The organism is Streptomyces thermocarboxydovorans (assembly GCF_039524635.1).
In the GTDB taxonomy this organism is placed as follows: domain Bacteria; phylum Actinomycetota; class Actinomycetes; order Streptomycetales; family Streptomycetaceae; genus Streptomyces; species Streptomyces thermocarboxydovorans.
Window position 1 is genome coordinate 42,968 of the sequence record NZ_BAAAGU010000040.1, and the last position, 22,188, is coordinate 65,155.

General features: G+C 72.3%; 17 protein-coding genes. 7 read left to right on the forward strand and 10 right to left on the reverse strand.

What is annotated here, in order from left to right; translation table 11 throughout:
• Positions 1 to 188: 188 nt before the first annotated feature.
• The 4 genes from ABD198_RS19495 to ABD198_RS19510 all read right to left on the reverse strand — a co-directional run bounded on the left by ABD198_RS19495 (position 189) and on the right by ABD198_RS19510 (position 4,886).
• The gene (locus ABD198_RS19495; protein ID WP_344003327.1) at positions 189 to 983 is read right to left on the reverse strand and encodes a hypothetical protein; all 795 of its coding nucleotides are present in this window, start codon (positions 981 to 983) and stop codon (positions 189 to 191) included.
• Between the two features lie 882 nt (positions 984 to 1,865).
• Positions 1,866 to 2,231 (reverse strand): hypothetical protein, encoded by a 366-nt coding sequence (locus tag ABD198_RS19500; RefSeq protein WP_344003331.1) that lies wholly within the window; start codon positions 2,229 to 2,231, stop codon positions 1,866 to 1,868.
• Positions 2,221 to 4,056, reverse strand: coding sequence for a hypothetical protein (locus tag ABD198_RS19505; RefSeq protein ID WP_344003334.1), 1,836 nt, complete (start codon positions 4,054 to 4,056; stop codon positions 2,221 to 2,223). Before ABD198_RS19505 ends, ABD198_RS19500 begins: the two co-directional genes overlap by 11 nt.
• A gap of 272 nt (positions 4,057 to 4,328) precedes the next feature.
• On the reverse strand, positions 4,329 to 4,886 hold the full coding sequence (locus tag ABD198_RS19510) for a hypothetical protein (protein ID WP_344003337.1): 558 nt from the start codon (positions 4,884 to 4,886) through the stop codon (positions 4,329 to 4,331).
• Positions 4,887 to 5,176: 290 nt separating this feature from the next.
• Between ABD198_RS19510 and ABD198_RS19515 the strand changes: the two genes are divergently transcribed.
• From ABD198_RS19515 to ABD198_RS19535, 5 genes are all read left to right on the forward strand, one after another.
• A complete protein-coding gene (locus ABD198_RS19515) occupies positions 5,177 to 6,031 on the forward strand; it encodes a bifunctional methylenetetrahydrofolate dehydrogenase/methenyltetrahydrofolate cyclohydrolase (protein ID WP_344003340.1) in 855 nt (284 codons plus the stop codon).
• A gap of 418 nt (positions 6,032 to 6,449) precedes the next feature.
• Positions 6,450 to 6,890 (forward strand): DUF3017 domain-containing protein, encoded by a 441-nt coding sequence (locus ABD198_RS19520; RefSeq protein ID WP_344003396.1) that lies wholly within the window; start codon positions 6,450 to 6,452, stop codon positions 6,888 to 6,890.
• Positions 6,891 to 7,482: 592 nt separating this feature from the next.
• Positions 7,483 to 8,574, forward strand: coding sequence for a helix-turn-helix domain-containing protein (locus tag ABD198_RS19525; RefSeq protein WP_344003342.1), 1,092 nt, complete (start codon positions 7,483 to 7,485; stop codon positions 8,572 to 8,574).
• A gap of 456 nt (positions 8,575 to 9,030) precedes the next feature.
• A complete protein-coding gene (locus tag ABD198_RS19530; protein ID WP_344003345.1) occupies positions 9,031 to 10,020 on the forward strand; it encodes a malate dehydrogenase in 990 nt (329 codons plus the stop codon).
• 349 nt (positions 10,021 to 10,369) lie between these two features.
• Positions 10,370 to 10,987: a lysozyme family protein gene (locus ABD198_RS19535; protein WP_344003348.1), complete on the forward strand. Its 618-nt coding sequence runs from the start codon at positions 10,370 to 10,372 to the stop codon at positions 10,985 to 10,987.
• A gap of 60 nt (positions 10,988 to 11,047) precedes the next feature.
• On the opposite strand, the gene purH is transcribed toward ABD198_RS19535, so the two are convergent.
• Together purH and purN are read right to left on the reverse strand one after the other, a co-directional pair.
• Complete coding sequence (purH, locus tag ABD198_RS19540) at positions 11,048 to 12,634, reverse strand: bifunctional phosphoribosylaminoimidazolecarboxamide formyltransferase/IMP cyclohydrolase (RefSeq protein ID WP_344003351.1); 1,587 nt, start codon at positions 12,632 to 12,634, stop codon at positions 11,048 to 11,050.
• Positions 12,631 to 13,245 (reverse strand): phosphoribosylglycinamide formyltransferase, encoded by a 615-nt coding sequence (gene purN, locus ABD198_RS19545; RefSeq protein ID WP_344003354.1) that lies wholly within the window; start codon positions 13,243 to 13,245, stop codon positions 12,631 to 12,633. The genes purH and purN overlap by 4 nt, the downstream gene beginning before the upstream one ends.
• A gap of 438 nt (positions 13,246 to 13,683) precedes the next feature.
• Here purN and ABD198_RS19550 point away from each other — a divergent pair, with 438 nt between their 5' ends.
• Complete coding sequence (locus ABD198_RS19550; protein WP_344003357.1) at positions 13,684 to 14,454, forward strand: hypothetical protein; 771 nt, start codon at positions 13,684 to 13,686, stop codon at positions 14,452 to 14,454.
• Between the two features lie 33 nt (positions 14,455 to 14,487).
• Here the strand turns inward: ABD198_RS19550 and ABD198_RS19555 are convergent, their stop codons facing one another.
• Positions 14,488 to 16,488, reverse strand: a complete 2,001-nt coding sequence (locus ABD198_RS19555) for a cell division protein PerM (RefSeq protein WP_344003360.1) — start codon at positions 16,486 to 16,488, stop codon at positions 14,488 to 14,490.
• Between the two features lie 105 nt (positions 16,489 to 16,593).
• Between ABD198_RS19555 and ABD198_RS19560 the strand changes: the two genes are divergently transcribed.
• A complete protein-coding gene (locus ABD198_RS19560) occupies positions 16,594 to 17,760 on the forward strand; it encodes a helix-turn-helix domain-containing protein (RefSeq protein ID WP_344003399.1) in 1,167 nt (388 codons plus the stop codon).
• A 177-nt stretch (positions 17,761 to 17,937) separates the two neighbouring features.
• Here ABD198_RS19560 and sucD read toward each other — a convergent pair whose 3' ends face one another.
• The 3 genes from sucD to ABD198_RS19575 form a co-directional block, all read right to left on the reverse strand.
• Positions 17,938 to 18,822, reverse strand: coding sequence for a succinate--CoA ligase subunit alpha (gene sucD / locus ABD198_RS19565; RefSeq protein WP_344003363.1), 885 nt, complete (start codon positions 18,820 to 18,822; stop codon positions 17,938 to 17,940).
• Between the two features lie 21 nt (positions 18,823 to 18,843).
• Positions 18,844 to 20,025 carry an ADP-forming succinate--CoA ligase subunit beta gene (sucC, locus tag ABD198_RS19570; RefSeq protein WP_344003366.1) on the reverse strand — a complete coding sequence of 394 codons (1,182 nt, stop codon included), beginning with the start codon at positions 20,023 to 20,025 and terminating at the stop codon, positions 18,844 to 18,846.
• A gap of 764 nt (positions 20,026 to 20,789) precedes the next feature.
• On the reverse strand, positions 20,790 to 22,085 hold the full coding sequence (locus ABD198_RS19575) for a hypothetical protein (RefSeq protein WP_344003369.1): 1,296 nt from the start codon (positions 22,083 to 22,085) through the stop codon (positions 20,790 to 20,792).
• Positions 22,086 to 22,188: the final 103 nt, after the last annotated feature.

Below are 22,188 nucleotides of genomic sequence, written 5' to 3' on the forward strand. Positions count from 1 at the left end.
TGCGCAGCGTCACGGAAGATTCGGACATTGCCCACTCAAACGCCCACGCTGTAAGCGGGCGGTGACGAAGCGTGCCGCGGGCCCGTGGTCTGGGGCCTTTCGTTTGGATCAGCCTGCGGGAATCGCCGGCGCCTTGTCAGCACCGGTGAGCGGGGTCTGGTGCGTGCAGCTGCACGACAGGCTCTGGCTCAGCCGCAAGTGGTGTACGGCGGGCAGAACACGCTCAGCGCCGTCCGCAGCAGCTCCCGCTCGTCCTCCCGTCCGTCGGCGTCGGCACCGTAGACGGCGACGGCGTACACCTTCCCGTCGGCGGCCTCGAAGCGCTGGTCGACGACGTGCCAGGTGCCGACGTCGGGCTCGCCCTTGAACGAGTCGGCCAGGTACTCCAGCCGGGAGCCGGCGAAGTCGCCGTCGTCCAGGTTCTGCAGGGACAGCTCGGTGAACCCGGGTGCCTTGGCCACCCTGTCCGAGAGGAACTCCTCGTGCGACGCCTGCGGGGACGGCTCCAGCACCTCGAAGACCTGGATGCGGCGGTCGCCGCCCGGGCTGCGGTAGTTCACCACGTCGAAGCCGTGCTTCGAGGGCACCGTGGCGCGGGTCCAGCCCGTGGGGCGGGCGATGGTGAAGCCCTCGGGGTCGGCGTACGACTCGTATCCGGCGGGGAGGTCCGCGCCGCCGCTGTCCAGGGCGGAGGACGATGCGGAGGGCGAATCGGCGGGTGTCGTCTGCTGCCCTCCGGAACCCTGCTCCGGGTTCTCGCCGGAGGCGCCGGGTGTCTGGGAAGCGGTCGCGGCGACGGAGGCGTTGCCGCCGTCGGCGCCGTCCTCGGCTCCGTCGCCGTTCTTGACGACCAGCGTCACGGCCAGCCCCACGATCACCCCGACCGCGGCGGCGCCTCCCACGACGCCCCAGATCCGCCCGCTGTTCCGCCCGGACCGCACCGGCTCGGGTACGCCGGGTACGTGGCCGGGCCCGAAGGACACCCCGGGAACCTGCCACGGCGGCGGAGTGGCAGCCGAGGGCGGAGGCGGCGCCGGAGCGACACCGGCACCCGGTCTCTGGATCCCGGTGAGTGTGGGCGCGTAGTGCGCGGGGTCGGGGAGGCCGGCCGGGGCGGGGCCGGGGAGCCCGGCCGCTGCGGGACCGGGGAGCCCGGCCGGTGCGGGGCCGGGGTGCGCCGATGGGGCGGGAGCGGGAGTGCCCGCCGGCGGCTGCTCGTCACCGGCCTTGGAGAATCCCACGCCGCCGGGGGCGTCCGCCGGGGTGCTACCAGCGGCACCTGCCTGAGCAGCGCTGGCGGCATCCGCCGAGGCGCCACCAGCAGCACCCGCCCGACCAGCGCCGGCGGCGCCCACCGGGCCAGCGCTGGCAGCATCCCCACCACCGACACCCGCCGAGGCGCCACCAGCAACACCCGCCCGACCGACGCCAGCGGCAGCCTCCGCCGGACCGCGGCCGGCGGCATCAGCTGCCCCGTCGGCACCCGCACCCGCACCCGCACCCGCACCCGCAGCAGGGCCGCCACCACGGGACTTCGCCCGACCACTGTCGGAGTCAGCCGAGTCGCCACCAACACCGGAATCAGCCGCGCCGCCACCCCCGGCGTCAGCCGTGCCGCCGCCGTCGCCCGCACGGTCCGTGCCCGCGGGCGCCGACTCGCCCGCGGCAGGGGGCCACTGGACCGGACCGGCCTCCTCCCCGGCTCCCGGCGTCGAGCCCTCCGCACCGCTCCCCTCGCCGGTCCCGGCCGGCTCGTCCCCGGCGTCCTCCCAGCGCTGGTTCTCCTCGTTCCAGTACAGCGGTCCGGTGCCCGTGCCCATCTGTCCCCCCTTGCCTCACTCACCTCACGGTGGTCTACCCCCACCTCACATGCCGAGCAGCCCCGCCACGGTTCCCGCGGAGGCGAGCAGCGCGGTGAGGGCCTGGGCGTCCGCGAGGAGGTCCCGGAGTCTCTGCAGCCGGCTCGGGCCGGCCGCACCCGTGCGGTTGATCTCATCCTCCGTCTCGGCGAGCGCCGCGTCGAGTTCCGCGGTCTGATCGGTCTGCCGCACCCGGCCGCCGGCCAGATCCCCCCGCAGTTCACGCACCGCCCGCAGCAGTTCCTCGGCGGCCTCGTCGCGCGGTGCGGCCCCGCCGCCCTGCTGGTGGCTGACCGCGCGGGCGTGGCTGCCGATGGCGAAGGTGCTGCCCGAGACGTCCCCGATCCGGACGGTCGGCTCCTCACTTGCCATGGCTCGCGGCTCCCTTCTGCGGCCCGGGGCCGCCGCTGGTGGCGCTGGCGTGCTCGCCGATGGCGAAGGTGGACGCCTCGACCCGGTCGATGTGCACGGCGCCGTTGCTGACGTTGACGATCTTCTGCACGAACTCGCCGGTCTCGTATCCGGCCTCGGCCAGGGCGAGCCGCACCCCTCGCCCGATGCGGTCCTGCACACCACGCAGATACCGGGCCACGTCCATCTCCTGGAAGGTGGACCCCGTCTCGACCGCGGCCACCTCCCGCACGGAGAGAGCCGGCCCCTCCGGCAGCGCCCGGACCTGATTGCCCATCAGCAGCCGCCATGCGTGACCCGCGCCCCGGCCGAGGGTGACCAGCGCCCGCCCGGCCGACCCGGGCACCAGCACCAGTGCGGCGACCGCCTTGCCGAAGCCGTTGCTGGTGCGGAACCGGTGCGCGATGCGGTCCGCGTTCTTGAACTCGGGGTTCACCGGCGTCAGTACGTGCGGGGCGATCTCCAGCACCAGCATCCGGCCCTGGGTGTGGATGCGGACGTAGACGGTGACGACCAGCTCCTCCTCCCAGCCGCCGACCCGCACCCGCAGGAAGTGGCGCCGCTTCTCGCCGCCCTCCTCCACCGACCGCTGCCGGTGCTGCTCGAAGCTGTCGGGGTCGTAGGGCGCCTGGTCGCGCGAGGTCAGTCCCTCGACCGGCAGGAAGACGCACTCGTCGATCTCCAGCCGCCGCAGCCGGTCGCGCACCGCCGTGCCCGCGTGGGGGGCCGGGCGGCGCAGCTGTCCGAGCATGGGCCCGATCCGCTCGAGGATCGCCCGGTTGTTGATCGGCTGCTGCTTCTTCGCCGCGTCCGGCCGGAGTTCGACCGTGAGCACCCAGGTGTCGTACGGCTCCCCCGCCCCGCGGAACGGACCGGCCTCGTCGTACATGATCAGCGGGGCGTGCTGCTCCCGCCGGATGAGGTTCTTCAGCCGCCGGAAGCGCGCGCCTTCCCCGTGCTCCGCGGGGTCGTTCGCCACGTCCGGGAACCGCTGCGGGGAGAGCTCCGCGGAGAGCACCCGGGCGAACTGCCCGCGCCGTGCCGCCTCGCAGAGGGCGATGATCGCGAAGACGGCGAGAGTGAGCCAGCCGTGCCACGCCTCCACCTCGTCGCCGCCCAGGCCGGCGAACGGGGCCAGGGCGTCCCCCGCGTCGGACGACGTGAGCCCGGAGTCGTCGGACTCCCCGGGGCCATAGGGGTTGTACGGGGCGTACGGGTCGTACGTCGAGCCGGACTCGTCCGAGTCGCCGGAGTCGCCGGAGTCGCCGGAGTCGTCCTGGAGGTCGGCACCGGCGGCCACGTTCCCGACGACGAACAGCCCGAAGGCGAACATCAGACGGCCGCACCAGCGGACGAGGAACGCGCCGATCATCCGGAGCACCAGCGGGCCGGGGGCGCGGTCGCGGATCCAGGGCGCGAGGGCGATGAGCAGGCTGGGCCAGAGCAGACCGAACAGCAGCCAGCCGCTCAGCGGCAGGCCGACCACCCATAACCCGAGGATCGCGGCGGCCCAGAGCAGTTCGAGGTGCCGGGCGCGCAGGGCGTGCGCCAGGACGCGGGCGGCGTCGAAGCCGAGCGAGGGCGCCACGAACCGCTGCTGGTTCACATACAGCTCGTCGATCACCCGGTCGCGGTAGGCGGGGTTCAGATACGTTCCCGCGCACAGCAGCCGGGTCGCCTCGCTGGCGTGCGGCGGGTCGGGCGGAAGGTCGGGAGGCTGCGGGATGTCAGCAGATTGCTGGTTGTCGGCGTGGTGCGGTTGATGCGGCACGAATCCGGTGCTCACTCCGGGTCCCCCGATGCGCAAGTGTCGTAGGCGACGGACGGTCTGAAGGGGCATCAGCATAGAGGAGCCGCGAGAGTGCCGGGATCCACAATGTCAAGGCCTCACCTATGTGAGGTGCGTCAATCTTTGGCCATGGATCGTGTCGTCCCGGCTGCCGTCCCGCCGGCCCTTGCCCGAGTCCAGGAGTCGCAACGACTGAAGACGACTGAAGGGGCCCCGGCCGTCATGGGCGGCGGCGGGGCCCCTTCAGAACTGTGCTTCGGTGCGGCAGCTCAGTAGCGCGGCCGCTTGAACCACTCGGCGCTGGCGCGCTTCGAGGCGAAGACGATCAGCAGGATCGCCACCACCATGATGATGAGGCCGAGGCCGAAGGCGGCGAGGGTGAAGATGCCGGTGACGATGGCGAACGAGCCGTAGACGATCGAGCAGACGCGGACGCCGTTGCCGCCCTTGCCGTACTGCAGCAGCAGCACCAGGCCGAGCACCGCGAACACCGCCGCCAGGCCCGTGAGGAACACCACGACACCCTTGCCGACGTCGGCGAACTGCTGCAGGTCGGAGTCGCTCGATATGCCGGCCTCGGCCATCGTCTCGTCCCACTTGGACAGCTGGTAGCCGTACAGCACCGCGATGAGGAGATGGGCCGCGGCCACGACCGCGAGCATGATCCGCGCGGCACGCGTGATGCCCGGCATCTGCGTGGGGGCGTAACCCCCGGCGTAAGGCTGCTGCACCGGCGGAGCGGCGGGGTAGCCGTAACCGGGCTGTGCGGGCTGGCCGGGCTGCTGCGGCGGCTGCCCGTAGGGGTTGTTCGGGTCGCCGAAACTCATGGCGGATGTTCCTCCGTTGCGCTCAGGTGCGGGGACGGCGCGAGCCATGGCTCGGAGGAAGCTACAGATGCGGTGCGTCCCCCCGTGCTGCCCGCGGCACTGCGCGAATCATCGTTCTTGACCGGTCTCTTACTTGTCCAGTCACATTCCGCATGTGTTGTGCAAGTGCAACATCACTGATCTTGGTCGGATACGGGAGGAACGTGATCGCGGCCGCAGTCGTGGACATCACGGCCGCTCGTGACGCGGCTGATTGGAACCAGGCCCCGGTCATCCGGGAGGATGGGGCCATGACCGCCCAGATTCTCGATGGCAAGGCCACCGCAGCCGCGATCAAGTCCGATCTGACCGCCCGCGTGGCGGCGCTGAAGGAGAAGGGCATCACGCCCGGCCTCGGCACGATCCTCGTCGGGGACGACCCCGGCAGCCAGAAGTACGTCGCCGGCAAGCACCGCGACTGCGCCCAGGTCGGCATCGCCTCCATCCAGCGTGAGCTGCCCGCCACGGCCACGCAGGAGGAGATCGAGGCGGTCGTGCGGGAGCTCAACGAGGACCCCGCCTGCACCGGTTACATCGTCCAGCTGCCGCTGCCGAAGGGCATCGACGAGAACCGGATCCTCGAACTGATGGACCCGGACAAGGACGCCGACGGGCTGCACCCCATGAACCTGGGCCGGCTGGTGCTCAGCGAGCCCGCGCCCCTGCCCTGCACCCCGAACGGCGTGCTGACCCTGCTGCGCCGCTACGGCGTCGAGATCAAGGGCGCCGAGGTCGTGGTCGTCGGCCGCGGGGTGACCATCGGCCGCCCGATGCCGCTGCTGCTGACCCGGCGCAGCGAGAACGCCACGGTGACCCAGTGCCACACCGGCACCCGCGACCTGTCCGCCCACCTCAGGCGCGCGGACATCATCATCGCCGCGGCCGGCAGCGCCCACCTCATCCGCCCCGAGGACGTCAAGCCCGGTGCGGCCGTGCTGGACGTCGGCGTCTCCCGCGGCGCCGACGGCAAGATCGTGGGCGACGTCCACCCCGACGTGGCCGAGGTGGCCGGCTGGATCTCCCCCAACCCGGGCGGTGTCGGCCCGATGACCCGGGCCCAGCTGCTCGTCAACGTGGTCGAGGCGGCGGAGCGCAGTGCCGGCTGAGCAGGACACCCCGCGCACCGGGGAGACCCCCACGCGGACCGCGAACGCGCCCCGCTCCGAGGGCGGCGCGAGGCGGCGCGAGGACGAGACACGTACCGAGGGCGGCGTGACGCAGCCCGAGGGCGAGGCCCGCGCCGAAGGCGAGCCTCGCGCCGAGGGCGACCGGGGCCGCGAGGCCGACGGAAAGCAGTCCCGGGAGTCGCCCCGCTCCGAAACCGACGGAAAGCAGTCCCAGGACGAGCCCCGCTCCCAAACCGACGGAAAGCAGTCCCAGGAGGCGCCCCGCTCCCAAACCGACGGAAAGCAGTCCCAGGACGAGCCCCGCTCCGAAGCCGACGGAAAGCAGGCCCGGGACGAGCCCCGCACCGGGGCCGGCGGGAAGACGGCCGAGGGCGAGACGCGCCCGGAGGATGACGACATCGCCGTCCGCGACCCCGTCAGCGCGCCCGACACCGGGGGCACGCCGCGGCGCACCACGCGCCGCTTCCCGCTGTTCACCCGGGACACCGCGCGCCCCGAGGGCGGCGGCCGCGCGGCGCCCGGTGACGCACCGGCGCCCGCCCGGCAGTGGCCGATCCTGGCGGTGCTGCTCACGGTGGGGCTCGGTCTGCTGCTGACCGCGCTGGACGCGTTCCGCTGGGGCACGCTGCTGGTCGGTGCCGCCCTGGTGGCCGGTGCGGTGCTGCGCTGGCTGGTGCCGGACGTGGGCATGCTCGCCGTGCGCTCCCGCTTCACGGACATCCTCACGTACGGCGTCCTGGGGACGGCGATCGTGCTGCTCGCCCTGATGATGCAGCCGGATCCGTGGCTGGAGCTGCCGTTCCTGAAGGACATGCTGCACTTCACGGTCAGCAACTGACCCGGCACCCGGCGGTCAGTCGTTGACGGGACCGGCACCGGACGACGAAGACGGCGGCCCGTCCTCACCCCCGTGAAAGGACGGGCCGCCCCCGGGAACAACCCTCCCGCGCGGCGAAGTGCCTGTTCAACGGCTGTCCGGCTGCTGTGGCACGGAAGTGACCGTTCCGGTACGTCCCCCGGAATCCGCGGACAGACCCAAGATCTTCGTCACGCGGGATGAGTGGGACGACCGTGTTCTTACGTGTTCGTACATGTGGTTGCCGTGTGTCGATGTATTGACAAGTTCGCGAATGTGCCCCGAAGCCGTCCGACGGCGGAGCTAGCGTGGACATTCGGGATGGTCCGGGACGTCCCACGCAGATACGCCGGGTCGGGTTCGGTGGAGGGGGAGAGCGGTGGGACACTGGTGTCCACGCGAGAGGGCGCGCGAAGGCGCACGCCCGTAGCCCTGACGCTCCCGTGCGCCCCCACCCCGGGAACTGAGATCCTTACTGGCGGCATCCCTGTGGGTAACCAGAACGAGGACTCGGCCAAGGGCACCATGCGCGAGGAACGAAACAGCACGAACCGGGGGGAAGAGGGGGGAAGCAATGCCTCGTTGGAAGGCCTTGCCGGATGAGCTCGATCCGCAGATCAGAGAGTTCACGAGCCAGCTCAGGCGGGTCGTGGACCGCAGTGGCCTGAGCATCGCGTCCGTGTCGGACCGCACGGGCTACAGCAAGACGTCCTGGGAGCGGTATCTCAACGGACGGCTGCTCGCGCCGAAGGGCGCGATCGTGGCCCTGGCCGAGGTCACCGGCACGAACCCGGTGCATCTGACGACCATGTGGGAGCTCGCCGAGCGCGCCTGGAGCCGCTCGGAGATGCGCCACGACATGACCATGGAGGCGATCCGGATCTCGCAGGCGCGTGCCGCGCTCAGCGAGCTGGCCCCGCCCCCGACCGGGGGCAAGTCGCGCAAGAGCTCCGGGTCCCGCGCAGGCGTCGCCGGACCGGCCGGCGTTGCGCCGAGCGTCCCGGCGCAGCCCGGCGCCACGGACGTCGGCGGCTCCGGGGGCAACTCCTGGGGCGTCTCCGGCGGTTACCCGGGCACCTCCGTCCCGGCCGTCGGCCCGCAGCGGCCCGACGGCCGCGGGCCCGCCGTGCCGCCCCGCTCGGGCGGCCAGAGCCGCTCCGGCCGCGGCCAGGGCAAGCGGCGCACCGGGACCTTCCTCGCCGGTGCCGTGGGCGTGCTGGTGGTGATCGCCGCCGCGTTCTACGTGACCGAGACCGGCGACAAGAAGACCACCGGCGGCGACCCGGCCCCGTCGCCCACCGTCACCACCGAGGCCAACCTGCCCGCAGGCGTCAAGTGCAGCGGCGACAGCTGCACCGGCAAGGACGCCGAGGCCATGGGGTGCAGCGGCGACCTGGTGACCACCGCGCAGACCGCGACCGTCGGCACCACCACCGTCGAGGTCCGCTACAGCGAGACCTGCGGCGCCGCCTGGGGCCGCATCACCCAGGCCACGACCGGCGACAAGGTCGAGATCACCGCGGGCAAGGCGAAGCAGAGCGACACCATCACCGAGGCCGGTGACACGGTGACGTACACCGCGATGGTGGCGGTGAAGGACGAGGCCGAGGCCAAGGCCTGCGCGGTGCTCGCCTCCGGCGAGAAGGGCTGCACGGACGGGCAGTGAAGGCTGCCCGGACGGGCGGCGATCAGGCGGGCCCGCGGCGCCGGTGACGGCCGCACCCGCCCCGTTCCCGTTCCCGGGTGCAGGTCCCGGTCCCGCGGCCGTACGCCGACGTGCTGCCGTGGGGAATCCGCCGGGTCGAATCCGTACGGGATCGGTGAGGACAGGCATGGCCCGCCGCAGGGCGGGCACGCGAACAGTACCCCCACGGGAGTCCGGCACGGTCGGTCCCCGACGGCGGCCGCAACTGTCCCCCTCTCCCGGACAGGCGGCCGCCCCTTCGTGCGCCCGGCCGGGTAGCACCGCGTCACTCTGTGGGGCGGGCCACAGGGAGCCCCGACATCCGCCGTCCCGGATGCGCGATAGCCTGACCGCTGGATGGATCTCTTGATACCAAGAGATCGATCAAACGTAGCGGGGCAGGGACGCCCCACCGCCAGCTGTCATACGGAGAACGCCATGACCCGCACTCCCGTGAACGTCACCGTCACCGGCGCGGCCGGCCAGATCGGTTACGCCCTGCTCTTCCGCATCGCCTCCGGCCAGCTGCTCGGCGCGGACGTGCCGGTCAAGCTGCGTCTGCTGGAGATCACCCCGGCGCTGAAGGCGGCCGAGGGCACGGCCATGGAGCTGGACGACTGCGCGTTCCCGCTGCTCCAGGGCATCGACATCACCGACGACCCGAACGTCGCCTTCGACGGCGCCAACGTGGCCCTGCTGGTCGGCGCCCGCCCGCGCACCAAGGGCATGGAGCGCGGCGACCTCCTCGAGGCCAACGGCGGCATCTTCAAGCCGCAGGGCAAGGCCATCAACGACCACGCCGCGGACGACGTCCGCGTCCTGGTGGTCGGCAACCCGGCCAACACCAACGCGCTGATCGCCCAGGCCGCCGCGCCGGACGTACCGGCCGAGCGGTTCACCGCGATGACCCGCCTCGACCACAACCGCGCCCTGACCCAGCTGTCGAAGAAGACCGGCGTCCCGGTCTCCGAGATCAAGAAGCTGACGATCTGGGGCAACCACTCCGCCACCCAGTACCCGGACATCTTCCACGCCACGGTCGCCGGCAAGAACGCCGCCGAGGTCGTCAACGACGAGAAGTGGCTGGCCGAGGAGTTCATCCCGACCGTCGCGAAGCGCGGCGCCGCGATCATCGAGGCCCGGGGCGCGTCCTCGGCCGCCTCCGCCGCCAACGCCGCGATCGACCACATCTACTCCTGGGTCAACGGCACGCCCGAGGGCGACTGGGTGTCCATGGGCATCCCGTCGGACGGCTCCTACGGCGTCCCGGAGGGCCTGATCTCGTCCTTCCCGGTCACCTGCAAGGACGGCAAGTACGAGATCGTCCAGGGTCTGGAGATCAACGACTTCTCGCGTGCCCGCATCGACGCCTCCGTCAAGGAGCTCGAGGAGGAGCGCGAGGCGGTCCGCAGCCTGGGCCTCATCTGATCCGGATTTGATAGTGGATCAGGTCCGTACCTGATCCACTGCTAGATCCGACGCGCTTTCGGAACGGGCCCCGTACCGGCTTGGCCGGTACGGGGCCCGTCGCGTTGCCGTGCGGAGCGACGCGTTGCCGTGCGGCCCGTCGCCGTGCCGTGCGCCGCGAACTCCCCCAGGTCCGCCGGGACGTGAGCGTTTCTCGCCAAATCCCGTCACGAGCCCGTGTCTCACCCTTTCGAGGAGGGCCCGGCCCCGGTGGCTCGCCCTAACCTGGATCCGGGTAGTCGTCAGGCACGGGGAGACGCACCTTGTTCTGCATCGTCGTCGTAACCCCGCCGACCACGGGGGACGCAGAGTGACGGAGACCTTCGCCGTGACGGTGCCCAAGGGGTACCGGGTCGGCGTCTGGGAGGTCCGTGAGGCGATCGCCACCGGCGCGTTCGGCAGTGTGTACGCCGGCCGGCGCGTCGGTGCGGGCGCCGAGGGGCTGCCGCGGACGGTGGCGCTGAAGTTCCTGCCGACCGGCACGGGCACGCCCCGCCAGCTGACCCATCTGCGGGAACTGGTCGAGCGTGAGCTGGCGTTGCTGCGGCGGCTGCACCGGCCACGGCTGATCCGGATGTACGAGACGCTCACCGTCGACGACCCGGCCAAGGACGAGTACGGCATCGCCCGCTGGACACCGAAGGTGCTGCGCTGGTGGATGAACGAGGACGGCACCCCCGGTGAGACCGTCCCCGAACCGCCGTTCCCGCCCGCCGAGTCCATCCCGGCGATGGGCCGCTATCTGTGCTGGATCGCGCCCCGGCCGGACACCGGACTGCCCGGCGACAAGCGGGTGCTGCTGGCCGCCGCCTACCGCACCTCCTACCGCAAGGTGAACGACGCCGGCGGTGTGCCTCCCAAGTACCGCGACTACGCCGAACGCATCGCGTACTACCTGAAGGAGTGCACACCGCCGGGGCGCTCCTGAGGCCCGGCAGGTCGCCGGATCAACGGAACCGGATCAGCGGAACCCGATCAGTGAACCGGGTCAGTGGAAGAAGTGGCGGGTGCCGGTGAAGTACATGGTCACGCCCGCCTTCTCCGCGGCCTCGACGACCAGCTCGTCGCGCACCGAACCACCGGGCTGGACCACGGCCTTCACACCGGCCGCGGTGAGGATCTCCAGGCCGTCGGGGAAGGGGAAGAACGCGTCGGACGCGGCGTAGGAGCCCCGGGCGCGCTCGGCGCCGGCCCGCTCCACCGCCAGCTTCGCGGAGTCGACGCGGTTGACCTGGCCCATGCCGACGCCGACGGAGGCGCCGTCCTTGGCGAGCAGGATGGCGTTGGACTTCACCGCGCGGCAGGCCTTCCAGGCGAAGGCGAGCTCGGCCAGCTCCGCCTCGTCCAGCGCCTCGCCGGTCGCCAGCGTCCAGTTGGCCGGGTCGTCGCCCTCCGCCTGGAGCCGGTCGGTGACCTGGAGCAGCGCGCCCCCGTCGATCAGCTTCAGCTCGACCGGGGAGGAGGGGGCACCGGCGACGCGCAGCACGCGGATGTTCTTCTTCTTGGTGAGCGCCTCCAGGGCGCCGTCCTCGTAGCCGGGGGCGACGATGACCTCGGTGAAGATCTCCGCGACCTGCTCGGCCATCTGCTTGGACACCGGGCGGTTGACCGCGATCACGCCGCCGAACGCGGACAGCGGGTCGCAGGCGTGCGCCTTGCGGTGCGCCTCGGCGACGTCCGCGCCGATGGCGATGCCGCACGGGTTGGCGTGCTTGATGATGGCGACGGCCGGCTCGGCGTGGTCGTAGGCGGCGCGCAGCGCGGCGTCGGTGTCCGTGTAGTTGTTGTAGGACATCTCCTTGCCGTGCAGCTGCTCCGCCTCGGCGAGGCCGCCGCCCGCGGCGGAGCCGCTGTTGGACACGGTGGAGACGTAGAGCGCGGCCGGCTGGTGCGGGTTCTCGCCGTAGCGCAGGGTGTTCTTGCGCTCCCAGGTGGCGCCGAGGAAGTCGGGGAACTGCGAGTCGTCGGCCGGCGCGTAGTCGGAGGCGAACCAGCTCGCCACGGCGACGTCGTAGGCGGCGGTGTGCTGGAAGGCCTCGGCGGCGAGCCGCTTGCGGGTGGCCAGGTCGAAGCCGCCCTCGCGGACCGCGGTGAGCACGTCGGCGTAGCGGGCGGGGCTGGTGACGACGGCGACAGAGGGGTGGTTCTTGGCGGCGGCGCGCACCATCGACGGGCCGCCGATGTCGATCTGCTCCACGCACTCGTCGGGCGTGGCACCGGAGGCGACGGTCTCCCGGAAGGGGTAGAGATTGACGACGACCAGGTCGAACGGCTCGACGCCGAGGTCCTTCAGCTGCTGCTGGTGGTCGGCGAGGCGCAGGTCGGCGAGGATGCCCGCGTGGACCTTGGGGTGCAGCGTCTTGACGCGGCCGTCCAGGCACTCGGGGAAGCCGGTGAGCTCCTCGACCTTGGTGACCGGGACACCGGCGGCGGCGATCTTCGCGGCCGTGGAACCGGTGGAGACCAGCTCGACGCCGGCCTCGTGCAGGCCGCGGGCGAGGTCCTCCAGGCCCGTCTTGTCGTAGACGCTGACGAGCGCCCGTCGGATGGCCCGCTTGTTGCTCTCGGCGGTCACTGGATAACTACCTTTCGTCCCTCAATGCGATAGCCGTTGCGGGCGAGCCGCCCCACGACCTCGACGAGCAGCCTTCGCTCGACTTCCTTGATGCGCTCGTGCAGAGCGCTCTCGTCGTCCTCGTCCCGGACCTCCACCACGCCCTGCGCGATGATCGGCCCGGTGTCGACGCCGTCGTCGACGAAGTGGACGGTGCAGCCGGTGACCTTGGCGCCGTACGCGAGCGCGTCGCGGACGCCGTGGGCGCCGGGAAAACTGGGCAGGAGGGCGGGATGGGTGTTGATGAACCGCCCGCCGAAGCGTGCCAGGAACTCCTTGCCCACGATCTTCATGAACCCGGCGGAGACCACCAGGTCGGGCTCGTACGCGGCGACGGCCTCGGTGAGCGCGGCGTCCCACTCCTCGCGGGACGGGTAGTCCTTCACCTTGCACACGAAGGCCGGCAGCCCGGCCCGCTCGGCGCGGGCCAGCCCCTCGATGCCCTCGCGGTCCGCGCCCACAGCCACGACCTCCGCCCCGTACGCCTCGGCGCCGGTGGCGGCGATCTCGTCGAGGAGCGCCTGGAGGTTGGTGCCGGAGCCGGAGACCAGCACGACGAGGCGCTTGGCCACGGTAGAGCCCTTTCTCGGAAAGCGTGTTTGTAGGGTCGTACGAATGCTTCGGACCCTCGGATACGGGGAAGCCTACGAAGCGGCCGACCGTCAGCAACGATACCGGCACACCGGGCATCCCCCACGGGACGGGGGCCCGACCGCCAGGTAGCGTCAGGAGCGGGACGGCCGGGGACCGGCTGACAGCGGACGGGACAACGGACCGACAACGGACCGGAGAACGGACCATCGGACCGGGGAACGGACCGGGCATCGGACCGGGCATCGGACCGGGGAACGGACCATCGGACCGGGGAACGGACCGGGGAACGGACCGGGGAACGGACCGGGCATCGGACCGGTGAGCGGTCCGGGAACGCCGCTCGTGAGCCACTCGTTCACCAGTCGTACTCGCACGTCACGTGTCGCCGATCGATTCACCAAGGGGAAGACGCTCACTTGAAGCCGGACCGCAGCCTGCGACTGCTCACGCTCCCTCAGCAGTCGGTGCGAGGAGGAGAGCGCAGCCTCGTGCTGCTGCGGGAGCGCCCCACCTCGCCGCCCGACGCGCCCGACGCCTCCCCTGACCGCGGGAGCGGTGGCGGGCAGGGCAGCGGAAGCCAGGAGGACAACCCGTTCGCTCCGCCCCCGGAGGGCACGCCCGACCGCCCGTGGCAGCCGCGCCACCCGTCCGGCTCGGACGAGGGCCCGCGCGGCGACGGCGGCCGCTCCCCCTGGGGCCGCAACTGGAGCGACCGGCAGCCCGGCCGCTCCCCCGGCGGCTTCGGCGAGCGTCCCCGCCCGGAGGGCGGCCCCCAGCGGCCGGGCCCGCACTGGGACCCCACCGACCCGGCCCAGCGCCGCGCCCGCTTCGCCCTGCTGGCCGGCATGTGGGGCTTCTTCTTCGCCCTGTTCAGCTGGACGTACATCGCCCTGCTGCTGGGCGCGTTCGCCCTGTACTGGGGCATCAGCTCGCTGCGCGCCAAGCCGCGCACCAATCCGGACAGCCCCGCCCCGGAGCAGACCGGCCGCCCGCAGACCACGGCGGCGGTGAGCGGCCTGGTCACCGGCTCCCTGGCGCTTGCGCTGGTGGCCACGACCTTCGCGGCCCAGCTGGTCTACAGCGACTACTACACCTGCACCAACGACGCGCTCACCCAGTCGGCCAAGGAGTCCTGCCGCGACCTTCTCCCGGAGGAGCTGCGCGGGCTGCTCGGGGAGAACGGCTGACGGAGCGCTTGGGCGCCGCCGGCAAGAGGTGTTCTAGGAGCTGCTCCAGGGGTTGTCCCGGGGATGGTCCGAGGGGTTGTCCCAGGGGGTGACCGAGGGCGTGTCTGAAGGCTCTGAAGGGCTCTCCGACTCTCGCCGTAGGGCGGGGTCGACGGGCGAAGGCTCCCCGGCGGGAGGCTCCGGTACCGGCGGCTCGGGGGCGGTAGTGCGCAGGACGTCGTAGCGGTTGCCGGCCGAGGCGCGCTCCGTGGGCATTGCCGGGACGTCGGCCCGGTCGAACGGTGAGGCGACGTCGGCCGCCCGGTCGAACGGTGATGCGGGGTCGGGTGCCTGGCCGAGCGGTGATGCGGGGTCGGGTGCCTGGCCGAGCGGAAGGTACAGGTCGTCCGCGTCGTCCGGGCGGAAGATCCGGGAGGCGTACGACGCCTCGTTGCTCCTGCCGGTGCGGTCACGCTCGGCCCTGCCCCGCCTCCGGGAGAACCAGCGGCGCCGGGGACTGCGGGGCCCGTCCTCCGCGGGACTGCAGTTCTCTTCCTCCGTCGGCTTCGTCGGCTCCGTCGGCTCCGTCGACTCCAGTGCGTCGTCGCGCGATGCGCTGATCAGCGGTGCGCTGATCCGCGGTGTGCGTCCCTGCCCCTCGGCCTTCGCCTTCCTGACTCGCGCCCGCTCGGCGTCCAGGGCTCGGATCCCTCGGGTGCGCACCGTGAGGGCCGTGGCGGTGGAGGTCAGGCCGGTCCAGGCCAGCGCCGCCGCGCCCACCTGCCACCACACCGGCCCGAAGCCGGACAGCGCCGCCGGCCCCAGGGGGCCGCCGGACAGCGCGGCGAGCAGGGCCAGTACGGACGCGCACAGCAGCGCCGCCAGCGCGGCGGCACCGGTGGTCCGGCCGCGCGTCCAGGCGGCCATCGCCGCGGGCAGCCCCGGCCAGTCCAGGGCGGCCTCCACCGCCGCCCGCCCCACGATCCGCCCGGCCGCCACCCCGGCCACCAGCGGCACCGCCGTCGCCGCCCAGGTCACCGGCGACCCGGCCCCCGCCTCGGGGACCGCCGCCAGCAGCGGGAACGGCGGCAGCAGCGGCGCCGGCGCTGAGGACAGCGGGGTCACCAGTGCGCCGGTGCCGAGGAGGAAGCCCGGGCCGAGGGCGTAGGCCGCCGCCCACACCAGGGCGTTCGGCAGCAGCGCCACGGCGAGCAGCAGCACCGCGAACCGCCCCGACCAGCCCTCCGTCAGCCGCAGCAGGGCCCCCTGGGTCTGCCCGCCGTGCCAGATCAGCGAGCCCGCCAGCAGCAGCGCCCCGCCGCCCAGCAGCAGTGCGGTAGCGGTCGCGGCGGCCCGTGCGGACACGCCGGGCCGTCCCTCGGCGCTCAGCACCAGATGGCGTACGTCCCTAGGCAGCACCAGCGCCACCGCCTGCTCCAGCGGCCCGCTCGGGCGGCCGTACGCCGTCCACACGCCCGCACCCGTGGCCGCCACGGCGACCAGCGGCACGCACACCGCGGTCGACACCCACTCCGGCCGGAGCATGCCGTCCGCGGCGAACAGCGCGGCCGGGGCGGCGACGGCCAGATAGCCGAGGACGACGCCTGCGCCCGCGATGCGGCCGGGGACCAGCGGGGCGTCGTCGGCCGCGCCCGCTCCGCCCTCGGTCGCGTCGCGGGCCGCCCGGTGCAGCAGCCACAGCGGCAGGGCGAGCAGCAGCAGCGGCGGGACGCCCATGGGGGCGGGCGGGCCGAAGAGGGTGTCGGTGCGGACGAGGTCCGCGCCGTGCGCCAGCAGCCACAGCGCCGCCGCGATGTGCAGGGCGCCGTCGGGGCCGCTGTCGGGATAGGGCGAGCTGATCCACAGCAGCATCACCGGCACGGCGAGGACGGCCAGTCCCAGCACCGCGGCGAGGGCGCCGCCGAGCAGGCCGGCGGCCAGTCCGGGGCGGCGGTCGCGCAGCCGGGTGAGCAGGTCGGAGCCGGGCCCTGCCGGCCGGGCACGCAGGGCGGTACGCGTCGAGCGGCGAGCGGTCGCATGGATCACGCCCGCCATGCTCCCAACGACACGCGCTTTCCCGTCGTAACAGCAGAAGCACCGTAGTGTCGCTCAATATACGTTTATGTACTTTTTCGCGCGAAGAGGCACCCGATGAGGCCGGTGAAGCGCAGCCCGGACACCCCCCTCCCCGGACCGAGGGAACGCCGACGCCTGCGCGAGGCGGCCTCGCTGACACAGGCTCAGCTCGCCGAACGGCTGGGCGTGCGCGACGAGACGGTGCGCGCATGGGAGTCCGGCCGCAAGGCGCCTCGCGGCCGCAAGAGGGAGGCGTACGCGAAGCTGCTGGCCTCGCTGGAGCAGGACTGGGATTCCCTGAAGGCTTCTCAGAAGGCCGAGGGAAAGGTCTTGGTGACGGTGCGTCTGGGCGAACCGGCCGACGAGGCGGGTGCAGGGAAGGGGACGGTCTCCCCCGAGCCCGCCAGGTTCACCCAGGCACCGCCCACGCCCCCCGGTGCGGAAGACCGCCCGTATCTGACCCCGGCTCAAGCCTTCGACGCTCTCTACGCCTTCTGCGCACCCGCACTCGTCCGGCAGACCTATCTGCTGACGGGGCGTCGCGAACTGGCCCGGGAGTCGGTGGAGCGGGCCTTCCAACTGGCCTGGGACCGCTGGCCCGAGGTGGCCCGCGACCCGGAACCGGCCGGCTGGGTGCGGGCGGCGGCGCACGAGTGGGCGCTCTCGCCCTGGCATCGCTTCCGCCCCCGCTACCGCAAGCCCGGACCCCCGCCCGCGAACGACGCCGACCGCGTCCTGCTGGACACCCTGCTGCGCCTGCGGCCGCCCCAGCGGCGCACGCTGCTGCTGTACGACGGCGTCGGGCTGGACCTGCCCGAGACGGCCGCGGAGACGGAGGCGAGCACGCCCGCCGCGGCGCACCGGCTGATGCATGCGCGTGAGGCCGTCGCCGCCCGGCTGCCGGAGCTGTCCGATCCCGAGCTGCTGCACGAACGGCTGGCCGAAGTGGCCTCGGCCGAGCGGCTGCGGGCCGCCGAGCCGGACGAGGTGCGCGCCGGCAGCGAGCGCCGCGCCCGGTTCTGGACCCGGTCCGCCATCGCGTTCACGGTCGCCCTGATCGGCACCACGGCCCTCACCCTGCACACCGCCCCGACGCACTACGAGCCGCCGGTGCCGCCCGGTGAGACGGTCCGGGGTGTGCCGCCGCGGGTGGCTCCGGGGCCGCTGTCGGAGAAGGAGCGCAGGCTCCGCGCCAAGCTGCGCAAGGAACTGCTGCACGGGCCGGAGCGGCTGGCGCCACGAGCCGAGTGAGCCAGAGGGGTACTGCAACAAGGGACCGGAGGCATACGGCGACAAGGGCTCAGAGGTGTACTGCAACAAGGGCTCCGAGAAAGCAGAAGCCCAAGTGAGCAGATGGCGTAAAAGGCGGTGGGCCCGCCCCGGGGAGGGGCGGGCCCAGCCGTCTGTCCGACGAGGTGCCGGCCAGGCTCAGCCGGCCAGGATCTCGCGCGCCAGCTTGGCGGTCTCGGTCGGCGTCTTGCCGACCTTGACGCCGGCGGCCTCGAGGGCCTCCTTCTTCGCCTGGGCGGTGCCGGAAGAGCCGGAGACGATGGCACCGGCGTGGCCCATGGTCTTGCCCTCGGGCGCGGTGAAGCCCGCGACGTAGCCGACGACCGGCTTGGTCACGTTCTCCTTGATGAAGGCCGCGGCCCGCTCCTCGGCGTCGCCGCCGATCTCACCGATCATGACGATCAGGTCGGTGTCGGGGTCGTCCTGGAACGCCTGAAGCGCGTCGATGTGGGTGGTGCCGATGATCGGGTCACCGCCGATGCCGACGCAGGTGGAGAAGCCGATGTCACGCAGCTCGTACATCATCTGGTACGTCAGCGTGCCGGACTTCGACACCAGGCCGATGCGGCCCGGCTTGGTGATGTCGGCCGGGATGATGCCGGCGTTCGACTGACCGGGGGTGATCAGGCCGGGGCAGTTCGGGCCGATGATGCGGGTCTTGTTGCCCTTCTTGCCGGCGTAGGCCCAGAAGGCGGCGGTGTCGTGCACCGCGATGCCCTCGGTGATGACGACCGCGAGCGGGATCTCGGCGTCGATGGCCTCGACGACCGCGTCCTTGGTGAACTTCTCCGGGACGAAGATGACCGTGACGTCGGCACCGGTCTCCTCGATGGCCTCCTTGACGGAACCGAAGACCGGGATCTCGGTGCCGTCGAAGTCGACCGAGGTGCCCGCCTTGCGCGGGTTGACGCCGCCGACGATGTTGGTGCCGGACGCCAGCATGCGCTTGGTGTGCTTCTGGCCCTCGGAGCCGGTCATGCCCTGGACGATGACCTTGGATTCCTTGGTGAGGAAGATAGCCATGGTGTTCTGTGACCTCGTCCCTTACTTCGCGGCAGCAGCCAGCTCGGCGGCCTTGTCGGCCGCGCCGTCCATGGTGTCCACGCGCTGAACCAGCGGGTGGTTGCGGTCGTCGAGGATCTTCCGGCCAAGCTCGGCGTTGTTGCCGTCGAGGCGCACGACCAGCGGCTTGGTGACCTCTTCGCCCTTGCTCTCGAGGAGCTCCAGGGCCTGCACGATGCCGTTGGCGACGGCGTCGCAGGCGGTGATGCCGCCGAAGACGTTGACGAAGACGGACTTGACGTCCGGGTCGCCCAGGATGATCTCCAGGCCGTTCGCCATGACCTCCGCGGAGGCACCGCCACCGATGTCGAGGAAGTTGGCGGGCTTGACGCCGTTGTGGGCCTCACCGGCGTAGGCGACGACGTCCAGGGTGCTCATCACGAGACCCGCGCCGTTGCCGATGATGCCGACCTCGCCGTCCAGCTTGACGTAGTTGAGGTTCTTCTCCTTGGCGGCGGCCTCGAGCGGGTTGGCCGCCGCCTTGTCCCGGAGCTCCTCGAACTCGGGGTGGCGGAACTCGGCGTTGTCGTCCAGGGAGACCTTGCCGTCCAGGGCGATCACATCGCCGGAGGCGACCTTGGCCAGCGGGTTGACCTCGACGAGGAGGGCGTCCTCCTTGATGAAGACGTCCCACAGCTTGACGAGGACGTCAGCCACCTTGTCGGCCACGTCGGCCGGGAACTTCGCCGCGGCGACGATCTCCTGCGCCTTGGCGCGGTCCACACCGTCGATGGCGTCGATCGCGATCTTGGCGACGGCCTCCGGGCGGGAAGCGGCCACCTCCTCGATCTCCATGCCGCCCTCGACGGAGGCGATGGAGAGGAAGGTGCGGTTCGCACGGTCGAGGAGGAAGGAGACGTAGTACTCCTCGACGATCTCGGGGGCCGTCTCGGCGATCATCACCTTGTGGACCGTGTGGCCCTTGATGTCCATGCCGAGGATGTTGGTGGCGTGCTCGACCGCCTCGTCGGGGGTGGCGGCGAGCTTCACACCGCCGGCCTTGCCACGGCCGCCGACCTTCACCTGGGCCTTGACGACGGACTTGCCACCCAGGCGCTCAGTGGCTGCGCGGGCCGCCTCAGGCGTGTCGATGACTTCACCGGCCAGCACCGGTACATCGTGCTTGGCGAAGAGGTCCCTCGCCTGGTACTCGAACAGGTCCACGCGCTTCCGTCCCTATCAGTGATCTCGCGGTTCGTTGGATGCGTGGGCGTGCCGCGAAGGGCAACGTGACGTCCGCTCTGTCACAAGGGAGGCGCACACGGTGTCCGAGCGCGCGGCATGTCCGTCTCGCAGGTTATCCCCGCTCGGCGGGCACCTCTAAATCGCGGGTCACACGTGAGCGGTGATACCTGTCACATGATGCCGCAATCACCGACACGCCGTGCCTTCAGGTTACGAACAGGTTAGGGGCCTCACCGGGCTGGGGTTCAGGTTAGGGGCCTCACCGGGCTGGGGTTGACCCGGTGAGGCCCGTGGAGCACCCGGAGCGGGCGCGAGGGCCCGGTTCTCCGGGGTGCGGGAGCTCGGTCCCCACCCCAATGGGGACCGGCCCCCGGTCCACGGGGATGACGACCGGACGCGCCGATGGCTTTCGGCCGTCCGAGGCTTCATGCCCCGTGGAAGATCTTCTTACCCGTGAGTCAGGTCGGTGTGCAGGGGTCGGTGTGCAGGGGCGGACGTGGTGCGTCGTCCGGCGCACTGGCGGCCCGTGCCGGTCGTATGCCGGACGGCGGACGGCTGCCGTAGGGGATGGCCGGGGCGGGCGCCGAGCACCCCTGCGGTACTCCTCCTGGTTTCGGGGTCAGGGGGAAGCCACGCGGCTCGGCGAGGCGAGGCGAGGCGACGGAGGACCCGCCCGGCTTCCTCGGGTCAGCCGACGGACCCCTTCGGATTCCCGGCGCGGGAGAGCTGCCGCACCGCAGGAACTACGCGGGCGGTACGGGAACGTCCTCGTACCGGTCGCGCGTCTCGGACGCCCCGGCATACGCCCTGGCACCGGGCGCGAGGACCAGCTGCGGCCGGCAGGGGTGGGCGGCGACCGCCTGCAGGTCGCCGGAGCGCGACTGGCCGTGGTCGGCGGCCGAACGGCCGCCCTGCGATCCGTCCGGCCGGTCACCCGGCACGCCCGGGAACGGCGCCGGAACGGCACCACCGGCACCGTCCGCCAAGCCGGCCGCGCTGCCGTCAGCCCGCGCGGGGGCGGAGCCGGGGCTGATGTCGAGCCCGGCGGTGATGTCGGTGAGGGCAGGCTTCGGGCCGTGCACGGCGGCAGGCGCGACCGCCACTCGCTTCTCGGTCCGGTCGCCTGAGGTGGACGCGTCGCCGGCGGGCGGAAGTGCGGGGCTACTGCCCGGCTCCGGGCTCCGCCCCGACTCGGGCGCGGGCTTCTGTCCGGTCTCGGGTGCGAGCGGTGCGGGCAGGGTGCGCTGCGGGGCCTCCAGGTCTCCCGGAACCTCGGGCAGCGGTTCGGGGTCGGTCAGACCGGGCAGCACCGGAAGCGACGGGAGATCCGGCAGCTTCGGCAGCTCGGGCAGCGGCTGCACGTCCGGCAGCTGAACGCCGGGCAGCTCAGGAAGCCGCGGCAACCCGGGCAACTGCACGCGCGGCAGCTCCGGCAGCGCGGGTACGTTCCGGCCCACACCGGCCGGCTCGCCGACGGACTTCCCCATCAGTCCGCCGACCGTCTTCCCGACCACGTCGCGGGCCGTCTTCCCGACCACGTCGCGGGCCGTCTTCCCGACCGCATCGCCGACGGTCTTACCGGCAATGTCACCGATGGGCTTGCCGACCCTGTGGTCAGCCGCCTGCCCAGCCGTACCGCCGACGGCCGTCCTCACCTCATCACCGGCGGCACTCCTCGCCACATCGCCGACGGCATCCCGCACCGGCTCCTCGACCGGCTCCTCGACCGCCCTCACGGTCCGCTCGACGACGGCCCGGACCGGCCCAGGACTCTCGTCGCCGGAGTCCGTCCGCGCACCCCCCGTGCCACTCGACCCGGTGAGAACCGACCCGGCGTCGGAGACGACCCCGGCGGCAAGGGAGTCCTGCGGCATGGGCGCGGGCTCGGCGGCGCGCGCACGCTCCCCGCACAGCACGCCCAGGACGAACACCGTGCCCGCCAGCAGCACGACCCGCCACGCCCAGTGCAGCGCACGCGACCGTGCCGCCACGCGCATCGCGCGCATCGCGGCCCCGGGCACCACTGCCGGCCAGGTCAAGAGGGGCACCTCACGCGTCCGATTTCCGTTCGAACGGCGCCGATCCTCGCACGGGGGTCGGGAGGCCGCGCAAGCCCCCTGTTCCCGATGGCCGGTCATGTCC